This window comes from Lutibacter sp. (assembly GCF_030692605.1).
Taxonomy (GTDB): Bacteria; Bacteroidota; Bacteroidia; order Flavobacteriales; family Flavobacteriaceae; genus Lutibacter.
Genome location: NZ_JAUYUD010000092.1, coordinates 1 through 20,395, shown reverse-complemented (window position 1 = coordinate 20,395; position 20,395 = coordinate 1). Strand labels below are relative to the sequence as shown.

18 protein-coding genes are annotated in these 20,395 nt (G+C 29.5%); 10 read left to right on the top strand and 8 right to left on the bottom strand.

Features of this window, described 5'->3' with window-relative positions:
* The first annotated feature begins 198 nt into the window (after positions 1-198).
* The gene (locus tag Q8S45_RS09130) at positions 199-2,238 is read left to right on the top strand and encodes a ComEC/Rec2 family competence protein (protein WP_305603959.1); all 2,040 of its coding nucleotides are present in this window, start codon (positions 199-201) and stop codon (positions 2,236-2,238) included.
* 5 nt (positions 2,239-2,243) lie between these two features.
* Here Q8S45_RS09130 and Q8S45_RS09125 read toward each other — a convergent pair whose 3' ends face one another.
* From Q8S45_RS09125 to Q8S45_RS09105, 5 genes are all read right to left on the bottom strand, one after another.
* Positions 2,244-2,783, bottom strand: a complete 540-nt coding sequence (locus Q8S45_RS09125) for a thioredoxin family protein (RefSeq protein ID WP_305603958.1) — start codon at positions 2,781-2,783, stop codon at positions 2,244-2,246.
* Between the two features lie 62 nt (positions 2,784-2,845).
* Complete coding sequence (locus Q8S45_RS09120) at positions 2,846-4,876, bottom strand: peptide MFS transporter (RefSeq protein WP_305603957.1); 2,031 nt, start codon at positions 4,874-4,876, stop codon at positions 2,846-2,848.
* Positions 4,877-4,896: 20 nt separating this feature from the next.
* A complete protein-coding gene (locus Q8S45_RS09115) occupies positions 4,897-6,378 on the bottom strand; it encodes an MFS transporter (RefSeq protein ID WP_305603954.1) in 1,482 nt (493 codons plus the stop codon).
* Positions 6,379-6,406: 28 nt separating this feature from the next.
* Entirely contained in the window at positions 6,407-7,882 is a 1,476-nt protein-coding gene (locus Q8S45_RS09110) for a peptide MFS transporter (protein WP_305603952.1), read from the bottom strand.
* A 79-nt stretch (positions 7,883-7,961) separates the two neighbouring features.
* Positions 7,962-10,100 carry a S9 family peptidase gene (locus Q8S45_RS09105; protein ID WP_305603950.1) on the bottom strand — a complete coding sequence of 713 codons (2,139 nt, stop codon included), beginning with the start codon at positions 10,098-10,100 and terminating at the stop codon, positions 7,962-7,964.
* A 144-nt stretch (positions 10,101-10,244) separates the two neighbouring features.
* Here Q8S45_RS09105 and Q8S45_RS09100 point away from each other — a divergent pair, with 144 nt between their 5' ends.
* The gene (locus Q8S45_RS09100) at positions 10,245-11,522 is read left to right on the top strand and encodes a hydroxymethylglutaryl-CoA reductase, degradative (RefSeq protein WP_371133006.1); all 1,278 of its coding nucleotides are present in this window, start codon (positions 10,245-10,247) and stop codon (positions 11,520-11,522) included.
* The gene (locus Q8S45_RS09095) at positions 11,522-12,451 is read left to right on the top strand and encodes a GYDIA family GHMP kinase (RefSeq protein ID WP_305603948.1); all 930 of its coding nucleotides are present in this window, start codon (positions 11,522-11,524) and stop codon (positions 12,449-12,451) included. The genes Q8S45_RS09100 and Q8S45_RS09095 overlap by 1 nt, the downstream gene beginning before the upstream one ends.
* A 4-nt stretch (positions 12,452-12,455) precedes the next feature.
* On the opposite strand, the gene Q8S45_RS09090 is transcribed toward Q8S45_RS09095, so the two are convergent.
* Together Q8S45_RS09090 and Q8S45_RS09085 are read right to left on the bottom strand one after the other, a co-directional pair.
* The gene (locus Q8S45_RS09090) at positions 12,456-13,010 is read right to left on the bottom strand and encodes a PepSY-associated TM helix domain-containing protein (RefSeq protein ID WP_305603946.1); all 555 of its coding nucleotides are present in this window, start codon (positions 13,008-13,010) and stop codon (positions 12,456-12,458) included.
* A gap of 22 nt (positions 13,011-13,032) precedes the next feature.
* Positions 13,033-13,497, bottom strand: a complete 465-nt coding sequence (locus Q8S45_RS09085) for a DUF4920 domain-containing protein (RefSeq protein WP_305603944.1) — start codon at positions 13,495-13,497, stop codon at positions 13,033-13,035.
* A 152-nt stretch (positions 13,498-13,649) separates the two neighbouring features.
* On the opposite strand from Q8S45_RS09085, the gene Q8S45_RS09080 reads away from it, so the two are divergent.
* Positions 13,650-14,900, top strand: a complete 1,251-nt coding sequence (locus tag Q8S45_RS09080) for an NAD(P)/FAD-dependent oxidoreductase (protein ID WP_305603942.1) — start codon at positions 13,650-13,652, stop codon at positions 14,898-14,900.
* A gap of 34 nt (positions 14,901-14,934) precedes the next feature.
* Here Q8S45_RS09080 and Q8S45_RS09075 read toward each other — a convergent pair whose 3' ends face one another.
* Positions 14,935-15,180 carry a hypothetical protein gene (locus tag Q8S45_RS09075; RefSeq protein ID WP_305603940.1) on the bottom strand — a complete coding sequence of 82 codons (246 nt, stop codon included), beginning with the start codon at positions 15,178-15,180 and terminating at the stop codon, positions 14,935-14,937.
* Positions 15,181-15,374: 194 nt separating this feature from the next.
* Between Q8S45_RS09075 and Q8S45_RS09070 the strand changes: the two genes are divergently transcribed.
* The 6 genes from Q8S45_RS09070 to Q8S45_RS09045 all read left to right on the top strand — a co-directional run bounded on the left by Q8S45_RS09070 (position 15,375) and on the right by Q8S45_RS09045 (position 20,241).
* Positions 15,375-16,505 carry a diphosphomevalonate/mevalonate 3,5-bisphosphate decarboxylase family protein gene (locus tag Q8S45_RS09070; RefSeq protein ID WP_305603938.1) on the top strand — a complete coding sequence of 377 codons (1,131 nt, stop codon included), beginning with the start codon at positions 15,375-15,377 and terminating at the stop codon, positions 16,503-16,505.
* Positions 16,495-16,857 (top strand): four helix bundle protein, encoded by a 363-nt coding sequence (locus tag Q8S45_RS09065; RefSeq protein WP_305603936.1) that lies wholly within the window; start codon positions 16,495-16,497, stop codon positions 16,855-16,857. Before Q8S45_RS09070 ends, Q8S45_RS09065 begins: the two co-directional genes overlap by 11 nt.
* A 37-nt stretch (positions 16,858-16,894) precedes the next feature.
* Positions 16,895-17,821 (top strand): mevalonate kinase, encoded by a 927-nt coding sequence (locus Q8S45_RS09060; RefSeq protein ID WP_305603934.1) that lies wholly within the window; start codon positions 16,895-16,897, stop codon positions 17,819-17,821.
* A 45-nt stretch (positions 17,822-17,866) separates the two neighbouring features.
* Entirely contained in the window at positions 17,867-18,802 is a 936-nt protein-coding gene (locus Q8S45_RS09055; protein WP_305603932.1) for a geranylgeranylglycerol-phosphate geranylgeranyltransferase, read from the top strand.
* A 56-nt stretch (positions 18,803-18,858) separates the two neighbouring features.
* Positions 18,859-19,770 (top strand): pseudouridine synthase, encoded by a 912-nt coding sequence (locus Q8S45_RS09050; protein ID WP_305603931.1) that lies wholly within the window; start codon positions 18,859-18,861, stop codon positions 19,768-19,770.
* Positions 19,771-19,926: 156 nt separating this feature from the next.
* On the top strand, positions 19,927-20,241 hold the full coding sequence (locus tag Q8S45_RS09045; protein WP_305603928.1) for a hypothetical protein: 315 nt from the start codon (positions 19,927-19,929) through the stop codon (positions 20,239-20,241).
* The last annotated feature ends 154 nt before the right edge of the window (positions 20,242-20,395 follow it).

The window sequence follows — 20,395 nt, the reverse complement described above, 5'->3', positions numbered from 1 at the left end:
TTAGGGCTATTCCGATGAAGGTATTCCAATACCTCAATCTCTTCATTTTTAAGTGTTATATATCTCATAATGAGATAAATATACGAAAATTATTATATATACGCAATAAAATACGACATTATTTTATTCTTATTACTTATTTCCTTAAAAGAAAATTTTGGTTATGTTGAATTATATTTTTTGTAGCTTTACAAAGCTATGAGAAGATTATTGAAATTTATTCCAGTTTCACTTACCTTTTTTTTAATTTTAGGAATTCTGGTTGGTAATTACTATCAGTTTTCCCCAAAGGTTATTGCAATTGTTGCTATTGCAATTGTAATTATATTTTCAGTGGTATTTTATGTTTCTGAACAAGAAAAAATAACTTCTAATATTTTTATTTTCGGATTTTTTATATGTTTCTTTTTTATAGGAATCTCAGCAGTTGTTTTTAAAAATCAAATAAACCAAAGGAGTCATTACACAAATAATAATAATTTTTCTAAAAATGAAAATGTTTCTAGTTCATTTTGGATAGCTAAAAAGTTAAAATCAAATGCAAATTATTATAAATATGAAGCTGAAATTAGTGCCATAGGAACAGAAAAGGCTAAAGGAAGGATATTACTTTTGGTTAAAATTAACCTCCATAAAAATGAATTGGAAATTGGATCAAATTATAATCTAAATGCTAAATTTAACAAAATTCCAGAGCTAAAAAATCCTTTTGGTTTTAATTATAAAAAATATTTAAAAAATCAGCAAATTCATCATCAGGTTTATACAGAGTTTTCAAATTTAATTCCTTTAAATTATAAGAGTGAAAAAACTCTTTCTTCAGTTGGAAAATTTAGAGAAACTATTATAAAAAAACTTGCCAAAAATGGTTTTAAAAATAATGAATTGGCTGTGATTAGCGCCTTACTGTTAGGTGAAAAAACTACAATATCTGACGAATTATTGCAAGATTATTCCAAGTCAGGTGCTATTCATATATTGGCAGTCTCAGGGTTACATGTAGGGTTACTATTGCTTATTTTAAATTTTCTTTTTAGACCATTACATTCTTTTAAAAATGGAAAAACATATGCAGTAATTGCTGTTGTTATATTATTATGGATGTATGCTTTAATTGCGGGTTTATCGGCTTCTGTTGTTAGGGCTGTTACAATGTTTACAGCACTTGCCATAGGGATGCAATTAAATAGGCCAACAAATGTTTATAATACGTTGGTGGTATCTATGTTTATTTTGTTACTAATTAACCCATTTTATTTATTTGAAATTGGTTTTCAAATGAGCTATATAGCGGTTTTTTCAATTGTATGGATTCAGCCAAAATTAATGGAATTATGGTATCCAAGGTTTTGGTTAACAAAAAAAGTTTGGCAATTACTAACCGTATCTGTTGCCGCTCAAATGGGTGTTTTACCACTGAGTTTGTTATATTTTCATCAGTTCCCTGGGTTGTTTTTTGTTTCAAATTTGGTTGTAATCCCTTTTTTAGGCTTTGTTTTGGGTCTTGGATTGTTAGTTATTGTATTAGCTATGCTTAATTTTTTACCTTTTTGGCTTGGCGAGTTATTGAGAATAATACTTCAAAAAATGAATTTTTTTATTGAATGGGTTGCCAGTCATGAACAATTTGTAATAACCAATATTTCAATAAGTTTTGCAATAACCATTACTTCTTATTTGATAATTATAAGTTTTTTTAAATGGGTTGAAGTAAAAAAGTATGTAAGATTTTTAATTTTTTGCATAAGTGTTTTAATATTTCAAAGCATTTTGTTTTATGAAAAATATAACTTGGAAGTATCCAATGAATTAATCATTTTTCACAAAAATAAAGCATCTTTGATAATAGGAAGAAATGGGAATAATATTCAATTAATGAGTTCCGATATCATAATTGAAAAACGATATGAAATTGATTCCTATTTGTTAGGGATTGGTGTTAAAGATATTGAAAAACTGCCTTCTATGAGCAATTCTTTTGTTTTTGGTGAAACTAAGGTAGTTGTAATAAATGATGCCAATGAAGTTGGAAATATAAATTCATCTACAATTTTATTACTTCAAAAATCGCCTAAAATTAATTTGGAAAGATTGTTGAAAACATATAAACCAAAAATTATAATAGCAGATGGAAGTAATTATAAAAGCTATAGTGAGAGTTGGGAGCAAACTTGTTTAAAAAACAAAACTCCTTTTCACAGTACTATGCAAAAAGGAGCTTTTATTTTTCAGTATTAAATAAACTAATCTTTAAATTCGTATTTAAATTTAGATGAATAATCTTCCCACGCTGCTTGTGTTGTTAAATTTTTATGGGCATCTGTATTAAACATTTTTAAAAATATCTCTAATTGTGTTGGAGTCCTATAACCTGTTAATGGAGAAATCAAATTTGCTTCTTCATCTAAAAATAGAAGCGTAGGGTACGCCCTAATTCCTAATATACCTGATAGTTCATGTGGACTATTTCTACCAGTTGAACTAGAGTTAAAATTGGGATTAGTATATTTTTTTCCTTTATAATAAACTATAGCATTTCCCTCAGCATTAAACTTAACAGGATAATAATTTTTATTGATGTAAGACGCAACATCCTTATTACTAAAGGTATTCTTATCTAACATTTTACATGGACCACACCATACAGTGTAGGCATCAACAAAAATTTTCTTAGGAACTTTTTTTTGGGCTTTTTGGGCATCTTCAAACGTCATCCATTTTATTTCTTGTGCAAAACTGAATGTGGTAAAAAAAGCAAAACCAATTGCAAATATTAATCTCATAATTTTATTTTTTATAAAACACTTGTCGCAATAACATTGCCAAAATTACATTTTATTTTAAATTATTTAACACCATGCATTAATTTTTTTAATACTGGAGTTAGGGATAACGCAATAATACCAATAACAATTGGAACAAATGTAAATATTAAAAAGAATGTTGAAATGTCATATTTTGTTGTAATTACATCGATCATTGCGCCCATTTTTCCAGAAGTTTTATTACCAATAGCAAGTGCTAAATACCAAACTCCGAACATAAAAGCAATCATTCTTGGTGGAACTAATTTACTAACATAGGACAATCCAACGGGTGATACACAAAGTTCTCCTAAAGTATGAAACAAAAATGCCATAATTAACCAAACAATACTTACCGAAGCGGTTTTTGCTCCTTGAGGAATTCCTGATGAACCATAGGCTAAAAAGGCAAATCCAATGGCTAAGAAAAACAACCCTATTGCGTATTTTGCTGCTGGATTAGGATTGTATTTACTTTCCCACCATTTAGAAAATAATGGAGCAAAAGCAATGATAAATAAGGAGTTTAAAATTAAAAACCAAGTTGCTGGAATTTGAATTTCATTTTCCTTTTTTTGAATAATTGTAGCAGGAATATTATTGTTAATAGCATTAGCTTGATCGATAGTTAAGTACTTAAAATTAACGCCTTTTTTATCAAGGTCTAAAATAGAAATATTATCGCTTTTTAAAAATTCTGAACTAGATCTTATTACTGTGATTCCTTCACTTAAAATTGCCCCTTCTGGCACTTCCGTATTGGCAGTTATTGGTAATTCTTTTACGACTTCTTCTCCTTTATCATTTATAGATGTTATCTTATAAGTTGCATAGGATACTTCATAAGAATACGTATTAAAGTTGTTGTTAATTTTCCAAATAATCAACCCCCAGATAATAATAAAACTAAAACCTAAAATTAAATTCGAGAAAAAATATTTTTTAAATGTTTGTTTAAAAAGTAAAAATAGCACCCAAGTAATAATAGCAATTGGTACAACTGTAATAATAACATCTACAATGTTAAAAATAAGTGCTGAATTACCTGATAAAATTCTGCTTGTGTAATCTTTTGCGAAAATACTCATAGAACCACCTGCTTGTTCAAAAGAAGCCCAAAAGAAAATAATAAAAAAGGCTAAAATTACAACGGCAATCATTTTGTCTCTTGTAATTGTACTGTACCTAACAATTCTCGATCCTAATAAGTATAAAAATAAAATTAAAGTAATTAGAATTGTGTAGTTTGAGAAATCAATACCACCAAAACTTAGCACATTAAAGTTAGCTATTTTTGAAAAAGGATCATTAATAATCCAAGTTAATCCTGCAACAGCTACAATAACTACAAGTATTTTATCGACTAAAGTAAACGGATTTAATTTATCTTCAATTTTAGTATGATTATCTGTTTCAATGCTTTTATCTTCATTATTTGGTTTATTTCCAACATCACCAAAAATACCCTGAGCTAATGTAAATTGTAATAAACCTAACAGCATAAAAATACCAGCCAATCCAAATCCCCAACTCCAACCAAGTATTTCTCCCATATAACCACAAAGCATAATCCCTAAAAAGGCACCTGCATTTACACCCATATAAAAAATAGTATAAGCACCATCTTTTTTTTCTGGAAAATCTTTGTAAAGAACAGAAATAAACGAAGTCATATTAGGTTTAAAAAACCCAGTTCCAACAACCAATAAACCTAACCCTAAATATAAAAAAATTGGACTCGATTCAATTGCCATACTCACATGACCCAAAGTCATAATAAGTGCTCCAATAATTATTGCTTTTCTGTTTCCTAAATATTTATCGGCTAATGTTCCTCCAATAATAGGAGTTAAATATAGTAAAGCCAAGTAGGTACCATAAAGTGCTAATGCATTTTCACGTGGCCAATCCCAACCACCAATACCTAAAGAACTAACTAAAAATAATACTAATAAGGCGCGCATTCCATAAAATGAAAAACGTTCCCACATTTCAGTAAAAAATAACACAAACAGTCCAGAAGGATGACCTAAGACTTGTGATTTAAAAAAATCATTTGAGGATGTATTCATAAATTTTGAATTTCAATAAATTAATCAGCTTTTGCTGCTGCTTCTTTAGGTCGAATTACTAATCTGTCGTAAATAGTTAAGGCAATAATAGTAACAATACCAATGGCAACAATAACATACCATATTTTATTTGGATGATACGTATCCCATACCATTTGAGTCATTTCAACCTGGGTCATACCTAATTTTTCTGAAGCTGTTGTAAAATAATCGTTCTTTGTAAATTCCTTGGTAATTTCAGGCATATCAATTCCCCTTGTTGTCATTTCAGATTGTAATAAACTCAATTTATCCGACCAAGCCTGATATAAATTTCCTGAGATAAATGTGGTTAAAAAATTACCTAAGAAAATTGGTAAAAAGTAAGTACCCATATAAAGGGCTTCTTTTCCTTTCGGAGAAATTAAAGCAATAAATGACGAGAATGTTGGATTAGTCATCATTTCACCTATAGCAAAAATAACAATTCCTAAAATGGTATAAAAACCATTACCTGTATAGAATGTGATTCCAATACCAATTGATGCAATAATAAATCCGGTAATCATTGCACTAACATGGCGCATTCTCAAAACAAAATAAGAAACAATAAGTTGAAATAAAATAATGGCTCCAGCGTCTATATTAATTAACATTTCTGGATTTACAGAAGTTCCACCACCACTCATTAAACTTGCTAACCAGGGAGAAACTTCGGCAATGGAGTTGTGTAATGCGATGGTATCTACCCAATCTTCAATAAATGTTGGCAACGTGTAAAAAAGTTGGTTGAACATGGTCCAAAAACCAACCATAATAACCAATAAAACGGATAAACGACTATCTTTCACCGCTTCCCACATATTTTTTAAGGAACCTAGAATTGCTTCTCCTATGGTGTCATTACTTTTTATTCTGTCTTTTTCTTTGTAAAAAAGTAATAAAATAACTAAGTTGATTGCAATTACAATGGCTGCTTGTAAGAAAATTATTTTCCAGCCAAATTGAGTTCTTAATGTCGAAGAAAACATTGGCCCTATAAAACCACCAATATTTACCATCATATAAAAAATTCCAAAACCCAATGTTGAATTAGATTCATCTGTGTTTTTTGAAATAATTGCTGATGCAACTGGTTTAAACATTGCAGCACCTACAGCAACCCACAGAAACACTAAAAATACTTGTGTGTAACTAGATACTTCACCCATTAAATAGTAACCTGATATTAATAAAACATAGGCAATTATTAAGGAGCGTTTATAACCGATTTTATCTGCAATTACTCCTGTAATCATTGGTAAAAGGTATAATATTGCTGTTACAATACCCATTATTTGACCTTTTTCGGTATGTGAAAATCCTAATCCCCCTTCATCTGTTGAACCTGTTAGGTATAATGCCAGAACAGCAAATAAACCATACCATGCCCAACGTTCAAATAATTCCATTCCACTTGCAACCCAAAAAGTCTTGTTATAAGACTTCATTACGCCAAAAAAAGATTTTTTATCTGTACTCATTTATATGATAGTTATAATTTATTCATTATTATTTAATTCCGTGAAGTAATTTGTTCAGCATAGGGGAAGCCAAACAGAGCAATACTCCAATTCCTATAGCAGCATAACCCATGGTGCTGTACACATCAATATAATTTGCTAAACTTTCTGCTGCAGTTAATTCAACACCATTTTCTCCATGACCAGATCCAGTTAAAGTTGCTAAAAAACCAGCTACATAATTGGAACCAGCGAAAGACAAGAACCAAACACCCATTAACGTACCTGTTAAATGGGATGGTGCTAATTTGGTAACCATAGATAATCCAATAGGTGAAATGAATAATTCTCCAGTGGTGTGTAACATATATAAAAAAGCTAAGGTCCAAATTGGAACTCTATATTCAACGGCAAATTCATTTCCTAATAAAACAACTAAATATCCAAGTCCAAGTTGAATAATACCTAAACCAAATTTCATTGGAATAGAAGGATTCATTCCTATTTTTGATAATTTAATCCACATCATTGAGAAAATAGAACCAAATAAAATGATAAACAGAGGGTTGAAAAACTGAGTATTACCAGCAGTCATTTCGAAACCTAAAATATTTCTATCTACGTTTGTATCAGCAAAAACTGTCAAAGAAGTTCCAGCTTGTTCAAATAAAGCCCAAAACACAATATTTAATACGCATAAAATAATGAATAAAATCATTCTATCCATTAAAACTTTTCCTCCCTTAGCACCTTCAATAAGTAAATATATAATTGCTCCAAGTGCTACAAACGCAAGTAAATATCCAACTAATGAATTGTGATTCACCAAATAGTAAATACCAGGAACAACCATAATAGAAACGATATAAACAGCATATTCTCTAGGTAAAAAGCCAAGTACTTTTTCTTTTAATTTTTCAGGAAATGGAGGCAATGCTTTTTCAATAAAATGTTTTTGTCCTAATAAGAAAAATAATAAGCCTAATAACATTCCAAAACCTGCCAATGCAAATCCGTATTTAAACCCATACGTTTCTCCAACGTAAACACAAACAGTAGTTGCTAAAAGCGCCCCAATATTAATTCCAATGTAAAAAATGGTAAAACCAGAATCTCTTCTTTCATCTCCTTCATCATATAATTTTCCAACAATACTTGAAATATTTGCTTTAAAATAACCGTTACCAACAATTAAAAAGCCCATCCCCCAAAATAAAGCGTCAGAAGTTCCACCAAGAATAATAAATTCACCAAGAGCCATTAAGAGCGCTCCAAAAATTACTGCTTTTCGATAACCAATTATGGAGTCGGCTATTTTACCTGCAATAACAGGGGCAAGATATACCAATGCAGTATAAGCACCATAAATTAGATAAGAATCTGAACCTTGATATAATAAAATTTTAATAAGGTATAAGGTTAACAACCCTCTCATACCATAGTAGCAAAAACGTTCCCACATTTCTGCCATAAATAATACGTAGAGTCCTTTTGGATGCCCGACTTTAATTTGTGTATCTGTCATAATGATTATTTAAAAATTAGTTGATCTGATTATTACTCGTATTAAAATTAAATAGTTTTTATAATAATTTTTATTTGTTTTATTTTTTACCTAAATTTTCTTTGATAAAAATAGTCATTTTATTGAATAAATGTATCCTTGTATTTTTTCCTTCATAAATGCCGTGAGTTCTATCTGGATATATTTCAGAATCAAAGGGCTTATTGGCTTCAATTAAGGCGTTTTGCAACCTCATAGAATTTTGCACGTGTACATTATCGTCGCCACTTCCGTGGATTAATAAAAATTCTCCTTTCAATAAATGAGCATAGTTTATTGGTGAATTTTCATCGTATCCAGTAGGATTTTCTTGTGGAGTTCTTAAAAAACGTTCAGTATAAACGGAATCATAAAAACGCCAACTTGTAACAGGAGCAACTGCAATTGCCATTTTAAATGTACCTTCACCTTTTAATAAAGCATTGGTACTCATATGTCCACCAAAGCTCCACCCCCAAATACCAATTTCATTGGCATCAATATAAGGTCTTTTAGCTAATACTTTAGCAGCAGCTATTTGATCAATAGTCTCGTATTTTACTAAATTTAAATAGGTAGATTTTTTAAATTCGGCACCTTTAAATCCAGTTCCTCTTCCATCAACACAAACAACTATATACCCTTGTTGGACTAAATGCTGGTACCAATAATCGTTTGCACTATTCCAGCTATTACTAACTGATTGTGAACCAGGGCCAGAGTACTGAGTCATAAATAGAGGATACTTTTTAGATGCATCAAAATCCGAAGGCTTTATCATCCAAGCATTAAATTCTCCATTTTCGGTTTTTAAAATGAAAAATTCTTTTTTTGAAATGAGATATGCCTCTAGTTTTTTTGAAAGCCTAGTATTATTTAAAACTTCTTTCAGTAAAACTCCATTCCCATTATATAGTGAATACATAGGAGGAGTATTTATATCAGAAAAAGTATTTATAAAATAGCCCAAATTTTTGCTAAATGAAGCATCATTATCTCCAGAAGAATTTGTTAACCGTTTTTTGTCTTTTCCATTTAACTTAATGGAATATACCGTTCTATTAATGGAACCATCTTCAACGGATTGATAGTAAATTGACTTTGTTTTTTCGTTAATGCCATAAAAATTAGTTACTTCCCAATTTCCTTTAGTAATTTGGTTTAATAATTTTCCATTTTCAGTATAATGGTAAATGTGATTAAATCCATCTTTTTCACTTGTCCAAATAAAGCTATTGTCGGCTAAAAAAGTTAAGTTATTGTGAACATCAACATATGCTTTATCGGCTTCATTCAATATTATTTTAGAAGATAAATCGGTTGAATTTACTAGATATAGATTTAAATTATTTTGATGACGGTTTAAAGTAATAACACTTAATAAATTGGATTTGTTGGTCCATTTTATTCTAGGAATATATTCGTAATTTCCTAGTTTTATGGTTGAAGTACTACTTTTTTCTGTATTGAAAATAAGAAGGGTTACAATTGCATTTTTTTCACCTGCTTTTGGGTATAAGTCTGTTCCAACAATATCCATAGAAAAAGTTGGCACTTCGGTTTCATCAAATTTCAAAAAAGCTATATTTTTACTATCGTTACTCCATTCAAAAGCCTTCACAAAAGAAAATTCCTCTTCGTAAACCCAATCGCAAATACCGTTAATAATAAAATTATTTTTCCCATCATTTGTTATTGGTATAACAACATTCGTTTCTAAATTTTTAATAAAAAGGTTGTTATTTTTAACATAAGCCACTTTTTTACTATCGGGAGAAAAAGTAGGTTCTTGAATTTTAGCTGAATCAATAAGTTTCAGTGATTTAGAGGCAATGTCAAACACATAAAACAATCCAATACTGGAGTGGCGATAAATTGGTTCAGAATCAACTCCTAAAATTAATTTTGTTTCATTATTATTAAACAAATAACTATCGAAGCTTGCTATTTCATTCAAATCTTTACTATCAACAATAGTCTCAATTTTTTCCAAAGAGCTATAACTATATTTATCTATAGTGGTATTTTGAAACAGTTGATTGGTGTTTAATAAAGTATAAAAATCACCATTCATTGAGTTTAAGGAATTCATTCTTTCGGTTCTAAAAGTGCCGTTCCAAATTTCTTCGATGGTAATTTCTTTCTTTTGAGCTGTTACAAGTGTAGTAAAAACAATAAATAGAAGAAGTGCTTTTTTCATTAAAAATGTAAATTCATAATTAAGTGCCAAGTTTAAGAAAAAATAATCAAAAAATAGCTGAAATAAGTCATTAAATTAGCAATATGTTAGTAATGAGATTTTTGTTTTATTCAATTATCTTTGTTTCAGATTAAACAAATTCAAATGTCTAAAATTATAAACGGATTTTCAAAATTAAATAAAATTGAAAAAATTGATTGGTTGGTTGAAACGTATTTTCAAAATAACCAAAAGGTGAAGCAGGTGTTTATGCAATACTGGAATTCTAACCCAGTGTTACAAGATTTACATGACGATTTTATTGAAAATACTATTTCCAACTTTTATTTGCCCTTAGGCATTGCGCCTAACTTTGTAATTAATGGAAGAGACTATACAATTCCTATGGTTATTGAGGAAAGCTCTGTAGTTGCTGCGGCTTCCTTAGTTGCTAAATTTTGGAGTACTAGAGGAGGATTTAAAGCGGAAGTTATTTCAACTACAAAAATTGGGCAAGTTCATTTTATGTACCAAGGGGAAAAAGTGGAATTAACAAATTATTTCAATTCAAAAAAGGAAAATTTTTATAAAGTGACCGAAGAAATAACCAAAAACATGCGTAATCGTGGAGGCGGTATTTTGGGCATTGAATTAAGAGATAAAACGGCAGAATTAAAGAATTATTACCAGCTTCATGTTACGTTTGAAACTGCTGACAGTATGGGAGCAAATTTTATAAATTCTTGCTTGGAAGCAATTTCTCATGAGTTTGAAAAAGATGATATTCAAATAGTAATGAGTATTTTATCGAATTATGTTCCGGAATGCTTGGTACGTGCTGAGGTAACTTGTAAAGTAGATGAATTATATGCTGAAAATTCTGAATTATTTGCTCAAAAATTTGTGCAAGCTATCCAAATTGCGAATGCTGAACCTCATAGAGCTGTAACCCATAACAAAGGCGTTATGAATGGGATAGATGCAGTGGTTATTGCAACAGGAAATGATTTTAGAGCAATAGAAGCAGGTGCTCATGCGTACGCTGCTAAAAGCGGAACTTATAAAAGTTTAACCAATGCAACTATTGAAAATAGAATCTTCAAATTTTGGATTGAAATCCCTTTGGCGGTAGGAACTGTTGGTGGATTAACATCGTTACACCCTTTATCTAAATTATCGTTGAATTTATTAGGAAATCCTCCCGCAAAAGAATTAATGCAAATTATTGCAGTTGCCGGTTTGGCACAAAATTTTGCAGCGTTAAGAGCACTTACAACAACAGGAATACAAAAAGGACATATGAAAATGCACTTAACAAATATTATAAAACAGTTAGGAGCAAGTGAGGAAGAAAAAGAATTTTTAATTAACTATTTTGAAAACAAAACCATTACACATAATGCTGTGGTTGAGGCATACAATAAGTTGGTTGACGAGAAATAATGAAAGAATTTTATAGCAATGGAAAATTATTACTCACAGGCGAATATTTTGTTTTAGAAGGAGCAAAATCATTGGCTGTTCCAACAACTTGTGGGCAAGATATGATTGTTGAATCAATTAATGAACCTCAATTAATTTGGAATAGTTTTACAAATGAAGGGAAATGTTGGTTAGAAGCTGTTTTTGATTTACCTAAATTAAGACTTATAAGCGCTACCTATGATTCGGAAGAAGATGGTGGAAAAGGCACATTGGCAGAAGATTTATTTGAAATATTGTTGCAAGTTAAAAAGTTAAATCCTTCAATTTTAAATTCTAATAAAGGATTTTTTGTAAAAACAAATCTGACTTTCCCTAAAAACTGGGGATTGGGAACTTCTTCAACCTTAATCAATAATTTAGCGAATTGGGCGAAAATTAATCCATATCAATTATTAGAGAGTACATTTGGAGGTAGTGGTTATGATATAGCATGCGCTCAAAATAACAATCCAATTCTATTTACCAATAACGGATTTAATCCAATTATTAAAAATGCAGCTTTCAATCCTTCATTTAAAGAGCAATTGTTTTTTGTGTATTTAAACAAAAAGCAAAATAGCCGAGAGGGAATTCAACGATATAAAACATTAAAAGGAAATTTAACTTCAGAAATTAGTCAAATTTCGAATTTGACAGATGCATTTGTAATATGTAATAATTTAAAAGAATTTGAGAAATTAATAGCTGAACACGAACAAATCGTTTCAAAAACAATTCAGTTAAAACCAATTCAAGAATTAATGTTTTCAGATTATTTTGGTCAAATAAAAAGCTTAGGAGCTTGGGGGGGCGATTTTATATTAGCATCAGGAAATAGCGATTCCCAAAAATATTTTAACAAAAAAGGTTTTCAAACGGTAATTCCTTATCAAGATTTAATTTTATAATCTTTTACAAATAATAATAAAGCCAAAACGATAACGGAATTACTAAACCAATTAATGTTAGCCATAAGCCTCTTCCTTTAATGCCATTTTTACCTTTAATTAAAAATAATCCGGAAATTGCTAAAAATAGTAAAGCAACAGCAAAAATATCAGCAACATAGGTCCATATTCCTTTTGGTTTGTTTAAATGTAAATCGTTTGTTTCTTTTAAAAAAAATCTAGAATTTACTTTTTCTTGTTTTACTTCCTTTGTAAGATAATTTACCAAAATAGAATTGCCTTCAACAAAAATTTCTAATTCATCGGGTGAAGATCTATAAGTATTTTTTACTTCTCTAGTTTCTCCAACAGCTTTTAAAACAAATTTAGTTATTTCCTCTTGAGTAGCATTTTTTGGTAATGAGTCTAAAATTAAAAACGTTTTTTCAATTTTATAATTAGGATTCCAATCTTGTATATGGTTTACGGCAATACCAGAAATAGCATATATAATTGTTAACCCAGCAGCAACATAACCAAAGTCTCTATGCAGTATGCGTAGTAGTTTTCTCCAATGCATCAAAAATATGAATTTAGTTTAGCTATTTAACAATAGCTCCAAGTCCTTTAAGTCGGTATTCAGTTTTACCTTTTGTAATGGTTTTTGGATCAAACTTGGTTCCATATTCTTTCGCTTGATGCTCACCTTGTTCAATTAAATCTTCTTTGGTATAAATAAGTTCTTCAAAAACACCTTCAGCAATAATTTTTTTTCCTTTTTCTTCTAATGGAAAAACAATAACACCATCTTCAACTTTCAATCTGATTTTTTCAAATTCCTTATCGCTTGCAATATCAATCCAACAGCCTCTTTTTTCACAAACTTTAATTATTAATCCTTCAACTTGGACAGTTTTGCCAACGTATTTTTTTGGATTTTTATACAATTCAGAAATGGATGTTTTTTCTTTTAAGGTAAGTTTTTTACCATATTTTACACCTTCTTGAGAATAGGTAGTTGAAGTTAATAAAACTGAAAGAAATAAAAATAAAACTAATTTTTTCATAAGATATAATTTAAAGTAAAGCTGTTATTTAATATAATGATGGTAAAAATAATCAATTTTAAACAATCTATGAAACAGTTTATTTTTTTATTTTTTTGTTAGATTTAACAGTCGATAAAATTTGGATATAAAACGCTATTTTTGCAATAATTATGGCAAAAAAGTTTATTATTATTGGAGGTGGAGCTGCTGGTTATTTTGCTGCTATAAATGCCGCTGAATTAAATTCGGATTTAGATGTTATTATTTTGGAAGGAAGTAATAACGTGTTGCAAAAAGTAAAAGTGAGTGGTGGTGGTCGATGCAATATTACAAATGCTTGTTTTACTCCAAAAGAATTGGTGGAATTTTACCCAAGAGGTAAAAAAGAACTATTAGGGCCTTTTCATCAATTTATGACAGGAGATACAATAGAATGGTTTGAGAATAGAGGCGTTTCACTAAAAATTGAAGATGATAATCGCATTTTTCCTGAGTCAAATTCATCACAAACTATTATAGATTGTTTTTTAGAAACCGCAAAAAATGCAGGTGTAAAAGAACAAACTAGTACACGAGTTGATGCTATTGAAAAAAATGAAGAAAAATTTGTTGTAAAAACAGCTAATGAAAATTTTATAGCAGATTACTTATTGGTTGCTTCCGGAAGCAACGCAAAAGTTTGGAATATGATTTCAGATTTAGGGCATACTATTGTTCAGCCAGTTCCTTCATTGTTTACGTTTAATATTGAAGATAATAGATTGGCAGCTATTCCAGGAACTTCTGTTCCAAAAGCTTCCGTAAAAGTATTGAATTCAAAATTAGAAGAACAAGGTTCTTTATTAATTACACATTGGGGTTTAAGCGGATCAGGAATTTTAAAACTTTCGGCTTGGGGAGCGTTCGAATTATTTGAAAAAAACTATCAGTTTGAAATTGAAGTGAATTGGTTATCTAAAAAGTATGAAGAGGTATTAGATTTTTTGAAATCGGAAAAAGATAAAAATTCTAAAAAGCAAATTATTTTACATTCTATTTTTGAAGAAATTTCAAAACGTCTATGGGAAAAATTTGTAATAGCTGCTCAAATTTCTGAAACTTCACAATGGGCACAACTAACAAACAAGCAATTGGAAGATTTAGCAAAACAACTAACACAATGTATTTTTAAAGTAAACGGAAAAAGCACTTTTAAAGATGAATTTGTAACTGCAGGAGGCGTCGATTTAAAAGAAATAAACTTTAAACGTTTTGAAAGCAAACTGCATAAAAATTTATTTTTTGCTGGTGAAGTATTGAATATTGATGCTATTACGGGTGGATTTAATTTTCAAAATGCTTGGACAGGTGGTTGGATTGTGGCAAATTCAGTTAGCCCCCTAACCCCCGAAGGGGGAATTGGCATAAAAGTTAAAAATTAAAGTTTTCTTTTTCCCTATTCTTTTCAATTATTAATTATTCATTATTAATTGAAACCTGTCCTCTATGTGGTTTCAGCGCGTCTCTATACGTTTTCATATCCGCTTCATCAACCACAATAAAAGCAATCGAATGCATTTCTGAAATAACAGAAAAATCAATTTCATAAAAATGGAGTTTTTCAGTTACAGCAAATTCTTTTAAATGAATGCAGTGATGTTCAGCTGTTTTTTGTGAAACAGAACCTTTGAAATCCCAAATAAGTTTTAGTTTTCTATTCAAGTTTTTTTGTAAAGATATTCTTTTCAAAATTTGAAAATAAGATTTTTAATTTAAACTAAAATTGATTCATTTACCAATGAATTTATTGAGGTTAATAAAAAGGTAATTCCAATAAGTAGAAGTTATAAAAAAGATGTGCTCAATAGATTAGAAAATGTCTAGCTAAAACATTTATCTTTGCCAAAATTATTGTTTTGACTGAAACCGATTTCATTTTATCAAATTTTGATGTATCAAAAGCTTCAAATGGAAGCGTAACTTGGAAAACGCCAAGTAATATTGCGTTGGTAAAATATTGGGGGAAACAAGAACCTCAAATTCCTGAGAATGCTTCTATAAGTTTTACGTTAGATGCTTGTTTTACGTTAACTACTTTGGAATTTAGGTTGAAGAAAAAACGACCTGTTACAGGAAGTGAATTTAATTTTGAAATCTTTTTTGAAGGTGAAAAGAAAGAAGATTTCAAACCTAAAATTCAAAAATTCTTCGAAAGAATTGAACAATATGTACCTTTTTTGAAAGATTATGATTTTATTATAAAATCACGTAATTCTTTTCCTCATAGCAGCGGAATTGCTTCTTCGGCAAGCGGGATGAGTGCTTTAGCTTTGTGTGTGATGAGTTTGGAAAGGTTATTGAACGGAGCCGAAATGACAGATGAATATTTTAATAAAAAAGCATCGTTTTTGGCACGTTTAGGATCAGGAAGTGCGTGTAGAAGTATTGAAGGAGAATTAATTGTTTGGGGAAACCATACTGAAATTGAAGGAAGTTCAAATTTATTTGGAACGAAGTTTCCATTTAAAATTCACGAGAACTTTAAAAATTACCATGATACTATATTATTAGTTGATGAAGATGAAAAGCAAGTTTCAAGTACGGTTGGACATCAATTAATGAACAATCATCCTTTTGCACAACAACGTTTTCAACAGGCGAACGACAATATTTCTAAGATTTCAGAAATAATTCAAAAAGGAGATTTAAAACAATTTATTAAAATTGTAGAAAGCGAAGCGTTGAGTTTACACGCAATGATGATGACAAGCAATCCCTATTTTATTTTAATGAAACCCAATACGTTGAAAATTATCAATAAAATTTGGGAATTTAGGTCAAAAACAAATGCGAATATTTGTTTTACTTTAGATGCAGGTGCTAATGTTCATGTGTTGTTTCCTGAAAGTGAAAAGGAAAGTGTTAACAATTTTATAATAAATGAGTTAATTCAATTTTGTTATAAAAAACATTATATTTGCGACATCATTGGAAATGGGGGTACCCAATTAATAGTTAAAAATGAACAATTAAAAATTGGATACTGAAAGCAAGAAGGATAATGTAATTAAAGAGAAGAGTTTTTCTTTTGCTATTGAAATAGTTGAATTGTTCAAGTATTTGTCTGAAACAAAGAAGGAGTTTGTTATGTCAAGACAATTGTTAAAATCTGGAACTTCAATTGGAGCAAATGTTAGGGAAGCAGAATTCGCACAAAGTAAATTAGATTTTATCAACAAAATGTCTATTAGTTTAAAGGAAGCAAATGAAACAGATTATTGGCTAGAACTTCTTTTTAAAACTAATTTTATTGATGAAATGACGTTTAAAGAATATAAAATTAAATCATCAGAAATATTGAAATTATTAGTTAGCATTGTTAAATCTTCAAAAGGATAATTTTTCATTTTTAACTATTCATTTTTAATTCAAAATAATGAAAGGACCTCTTTTTTACGCGAAAATTTTACTTTTTGGAGAGTATGGAATCATCAAAGATTCCAAAGGTTTGGCAATACCATACAACTGTTATAAAGGTGCACTAAAAAAAGATGAAAACAATTCTATTGAAGCAAAAAAGTCAACGATAAGTTTAGAAAAATTCTATAATTATTTGATTGGTTTAGATACCGAAATGGTGGTTTTTCGTTTGGAAGAGTTGAAAGCTGATATTGAAGAGGGTATGTATTTTGACTCAAGCATTCCACAAGGATATGGAGTTGGAAGCTCAGGAGCGCTAGTTGCTTCGATTTATGACAAGTATGCCCTCGATAAAATTACTGTTTTAGAAAATTTAACTAGAGATAAATTATTAAAACTAAAGGAAATATTTTCTTTGATGGAATCTTTTTTCCATGGAAAAAGTTCAGGCTTAGATCCACTTAATTCCTATTTGAGTATTCCAATTTTAATTAATTCAAAAGACAATTTAGAAGCTACGGGTATTCCTTCCCAAAAGGAAGGTAAAGGAGCAGTTTTCTTATTAGATTCTGAAACTATTGGTGAAACAGAACCAATGGTTACCATTTTTATGAATAAAATGAAAAATGAAGGATTCAGAAAAATGTTAAATGAAGATTTTGCAAGACATACAGACGCCTGTATTGATGATTTTCTTCACGGAAACGTAAAATCGTTGTTTGGAAATGTAAAACAGTTGTCTAAGGTTGTTTTGGATAATTTTAAACCAATGATTCCAGAATCTTTTCATGCTATTTGGCAAAATGGTTTAGATTCGAATGACTATTATCTTAAACTTTGTGGTTCTGGAGGTGGTGGTTATATATTAGGGTTTACTGAAGATTATGACAAAACCAAAACTATTTTAAAAGACTACAAACTAGAATTGGTTTATAGATTTTAGTCAAATTGCTATTGCTTAAATTCTACAGTTTAATTAATTCTTCCAATGGATTTACTTAAAATCGCAAAAAATAATTCTAAAAAAAATAAACCTATTTATATAAAACTTCTGAGTCTTTTTTCAGTGGTTAGAGGTTATAATATTTTTTTAATTGTAATAGCTCAGTATTTAGCATCCATTTTTATTTTTGCACCTGAAAGATCTTTACGAAACGTCCTATTAGACCTCAATTTATATTTTATAGTACTTGCTACGCTTTGTGTTGTTGCTGCGGGGTACATTATCAATAATTTTTATGATGTTGAAACGGATAAAATAAACAGACCTTTAAAATCGAAAATTGATGCCATTGTTAGTCAGAAATTTAAGTTGCAGTTCTATTTTTTCTTGAATTTTCTGGGTTTTATTTTTGGTCTAGTAGTATCATGGAGAGCAGCATTATTTTATTCGGTGTATATTTTTTCCATTTGGTTTTATTCGCATAAATTGAAAAAGTATCCGTTAACAGGATTGTTTTCCGCTGCAATTTTAACAATTTTACCATTTTTTGCGGTATTTGTATATTTTAAAAACTTTTCTGAAATAGTATTTACACACGCTGCTTTTTTGTTTTTTATGTTATTAATTAGAGAATTAATTAAGGATTTACAACGAATTAAAGGAGATTTTATTCAAAATTACCAAACAATAGCTGTTAAATATGGAGAGCATTTCACTAAAATTTTAATTTCGATTTTGGTTATTCTTACATTTAATCCAATTTATTTTCTTTTAAAATATCCCGAAATAGGAGGAATGAGATATTATTTTTATGGTAGTATTTTGTTGTTGAGTGTTTTTGCAGTTTTACTTTGGTTTAGTACCAATAAACGACATTATGTGTTGCTCCATATCCTAATAAAAATTATAATTTTAACAGGTGTTTTAAGTCTAGCATTGATTGATTATACTGTAATAATTGAAAAATTACTTTTAAAATAAAAAATCTATTTAGCTAATAACCAAATGAATAATTTACTTTTGCAAAAATATTAAAAATGAAATCAAATAAAAACTCGTCGAGAGGACGACAACCAGAGAAGAAAAGCCCTTCAAAATCTCCAACCAACAAATTTGCGGGTAAAAGAAATTCTTCAAAAGATAAACCTGTCTTTAAAAAGGCTAGACCTATTAGTAAAGAAGAAAAATTAAAATCTCAAACCGAAAAATCTGTAGTTAAAAAGTTGAATACTTCTACAGAAGATGGAATTCGATTAAATAAGTATATTTCAAATTCAGGAATATGTTCTCGTAGAGAAGCTGATGTTTATATTAAAGCCGGTAACGCTATGGTAAACGGAAAAATTATGACCGAAATGGGTTATATGGTGAAGCCAACCGATGAGATAAAATTTGATGGTTCTTTAATAAATCCAGAGAAAAAAAGATATGTGCTACTAAATAAGCCTAAAAATTACATTACAACTATGGAAGATGAACGAGGAAGAAAAACTGTAATGGACATAATTGCAAATGCTTCAAAAGAGCGAGTATACCCTGTTGGAAGGTTAGACAGAAATACAACTGGGTTATTGTTATTTACTAACGACGGTGATATGGCTAAAAAATTAACACACCCGAAGCATAAAATTCAGAAATTGTACCACGCTTCGTTGGATAAAAAATTAGCAGCTAGCGATTTGCAAAAAATAGCCGAAGGTTTTGTATTAGAAGGGAAGCCAGTATGGGTTGATGAAATTGCATATATTACAAACCAATCGAAAAGTGAAATCGGAATTAAAATTCATTCGGGAAGAAATAGAATTGTTAGAAGAATATTTGAAAATTTTGGATATACTGTTGTTAAATTAGATCGTGTAATTTTTGCTGGACTTACAAAAAAAGATTTACCTAGAGGTCATTACCGCCATTTAACCGAAATGGAACTAAATAATCTAAGAATGTTATAACATTTGAAAGTCAATTTTTAATTGGCTTTTTTTTTAAAATAAACAGCTTATTTGTGTTAAATATTTTTAAGATAATAATATTTTTTTATATTTGAACATCACTAAAAAAAAGCACTTCAAAAAACAGTTTTTTAATCACCTAATAACTATTTTGTTATGAATAGAATAATTGTAGATTTTAAAAAATTAACACCAGAAATATTAAATTTATTGGTTGAAAAATTTCCTGATGGATATGGCATTAAGGATGTTATTAAATTTACAAATCCAAAGGGTCAATACGTTGAAGCTGTTGAAGTTAAAACTGATGACACCGTTTATTTGGTTAAAATTAGTGATGAATTAGTAGACAGTATGGATAATCACATAATTGATATTGAAGACGATGAAGATTATGTATCTGATCCTGATGATTTAGATTTTGGAGAAGTTGAATTAGAGGATGAAGATGATGATTTTGATGAAGAATAATCATGAGTATGATAATTAAAAGAAGCTGTCTCACAACTAGAGACGGTTTATTTATACTTTTATTTGGAAGTTTTATTAGTTTTTTGTATATTTAATCATTGATATACAGATACTTAACTATGAATTTCAGACATTACAACCAACAACAAACGAT

What these genes read in the sequence shown, in the direction of transcription:
- Q8S45_RS09080 (WP_305603942.1), top strand. Translation starts at nt 13,650, where the DNA reads ATGGCAAAAAAGTTTATTATTATTGGAGGTGGAGCTGCTGGTTATTTT.
- Q8S45_RS09085 (WP_305603944.1), bottom strand. Translation starts at nt 13,497, where the DNA reads ATGAAAAAATTAGTTTTATTTTTATTTCTTTCAGTTTTATTAACTTCA.
- Q8S45_RS09090 (WP_305603946.1), bottom strand. Translation starts at nt 13,010, where the DNA reads ATGCATTGGAGAAAACTACTACGCATACTGCATAGAGACTTTGGTTAT.
- Q8S45_RS09045 (WP_305603928.1), top strand. Translation starts at nt 19,927, where the DNA reads ATGAATAGAATAATTGTAGATTTTAAAAAATTAACACCAGAAATATTA.
- Q8S45_RS09125 (WP_305603958.1), bottom strand. Translation starts at nt 2,783, where the DNA reads ATGAGATTAATATTTGCAATTGGTTTTGCTTTTTTTACCACATTCAGT.
- Q8S45_RS09060 (WP_305603934.1), top strand. Translation starts at nt 16,895, where the DNA reads ATGAAAGGACCTCTTTTTTACGCGAAAATTTTACTTTTTGGAGAGTAT.
- Q8S45_RS09130 (WP_305603959.1), top strand. Translation starts at nt 199, where the DNA reads ATGAGAAGATTATTGAAATTTATTCCAGTTTCACTTACCTTTTTTTTA.
- Q8S45_RS09110 (WP_305603952.1), bottom strand. Translation starts at nt 7,882, where the DNA reads ATGACAGATACACAAATTAAAGTCGGGCATCCAAAAGGACTCTACGTA.
- Q8S45_RS09120 (WP_305603957.1), bottom strand. Translation starts at nt 4,876, where the DNA reads ATGAATACATCCTCAAATGATTTTTTTAAATCACAAGTCTTAGGTCAT.
- Q8S45_RS09100 (WP_371133006.1), top strand. Translation starts at nt 10,245, where the DNA reads ATGTCTAAAATTATAAACGGATTTTCAAAATTAAATAAAATTGAAAAA.
- Q8S45_RS09105 (WP_305603950.1), bottom strand. Translation starts at nt 10,100, where the DNA reads ATGAAAAAAGCACTTCTTCTATTTATTGTTTTTACTACACTTGTAACA.
- Q8S45_RS09055 (WP_305603932.1), top strand. Translation starts at nt 17,867, where the DNA reads ATGGATTTACTTAAAATCGCAAAAAATAATTCTAAAAAAAATAAACCT.
- Q8S45_RS09095 (WP_305603948.1), top strand. Translation starts at nt 11,522, where the DNA reads ATGAAAGAATTTTATAGCAATGGAAAATTATTACTCACAGGCGAATAT.
- Q8S45_RS09050 (WP_305603931.1), top strand. Translation starts at nt 18,859, where the DNA reads ATGAAATCAAATAAAAACTCGTCGAGAGGACGACAACCAGAGAAGAAA.
- Q8S45_RS09115 (WP_305603954.1), bottom strand. Translation starts at nt 6,378, where the DNA reads ATGAGTACAGATAAAAAATCTTTTTTTGGCGTAATGAAGTCTTATAAC.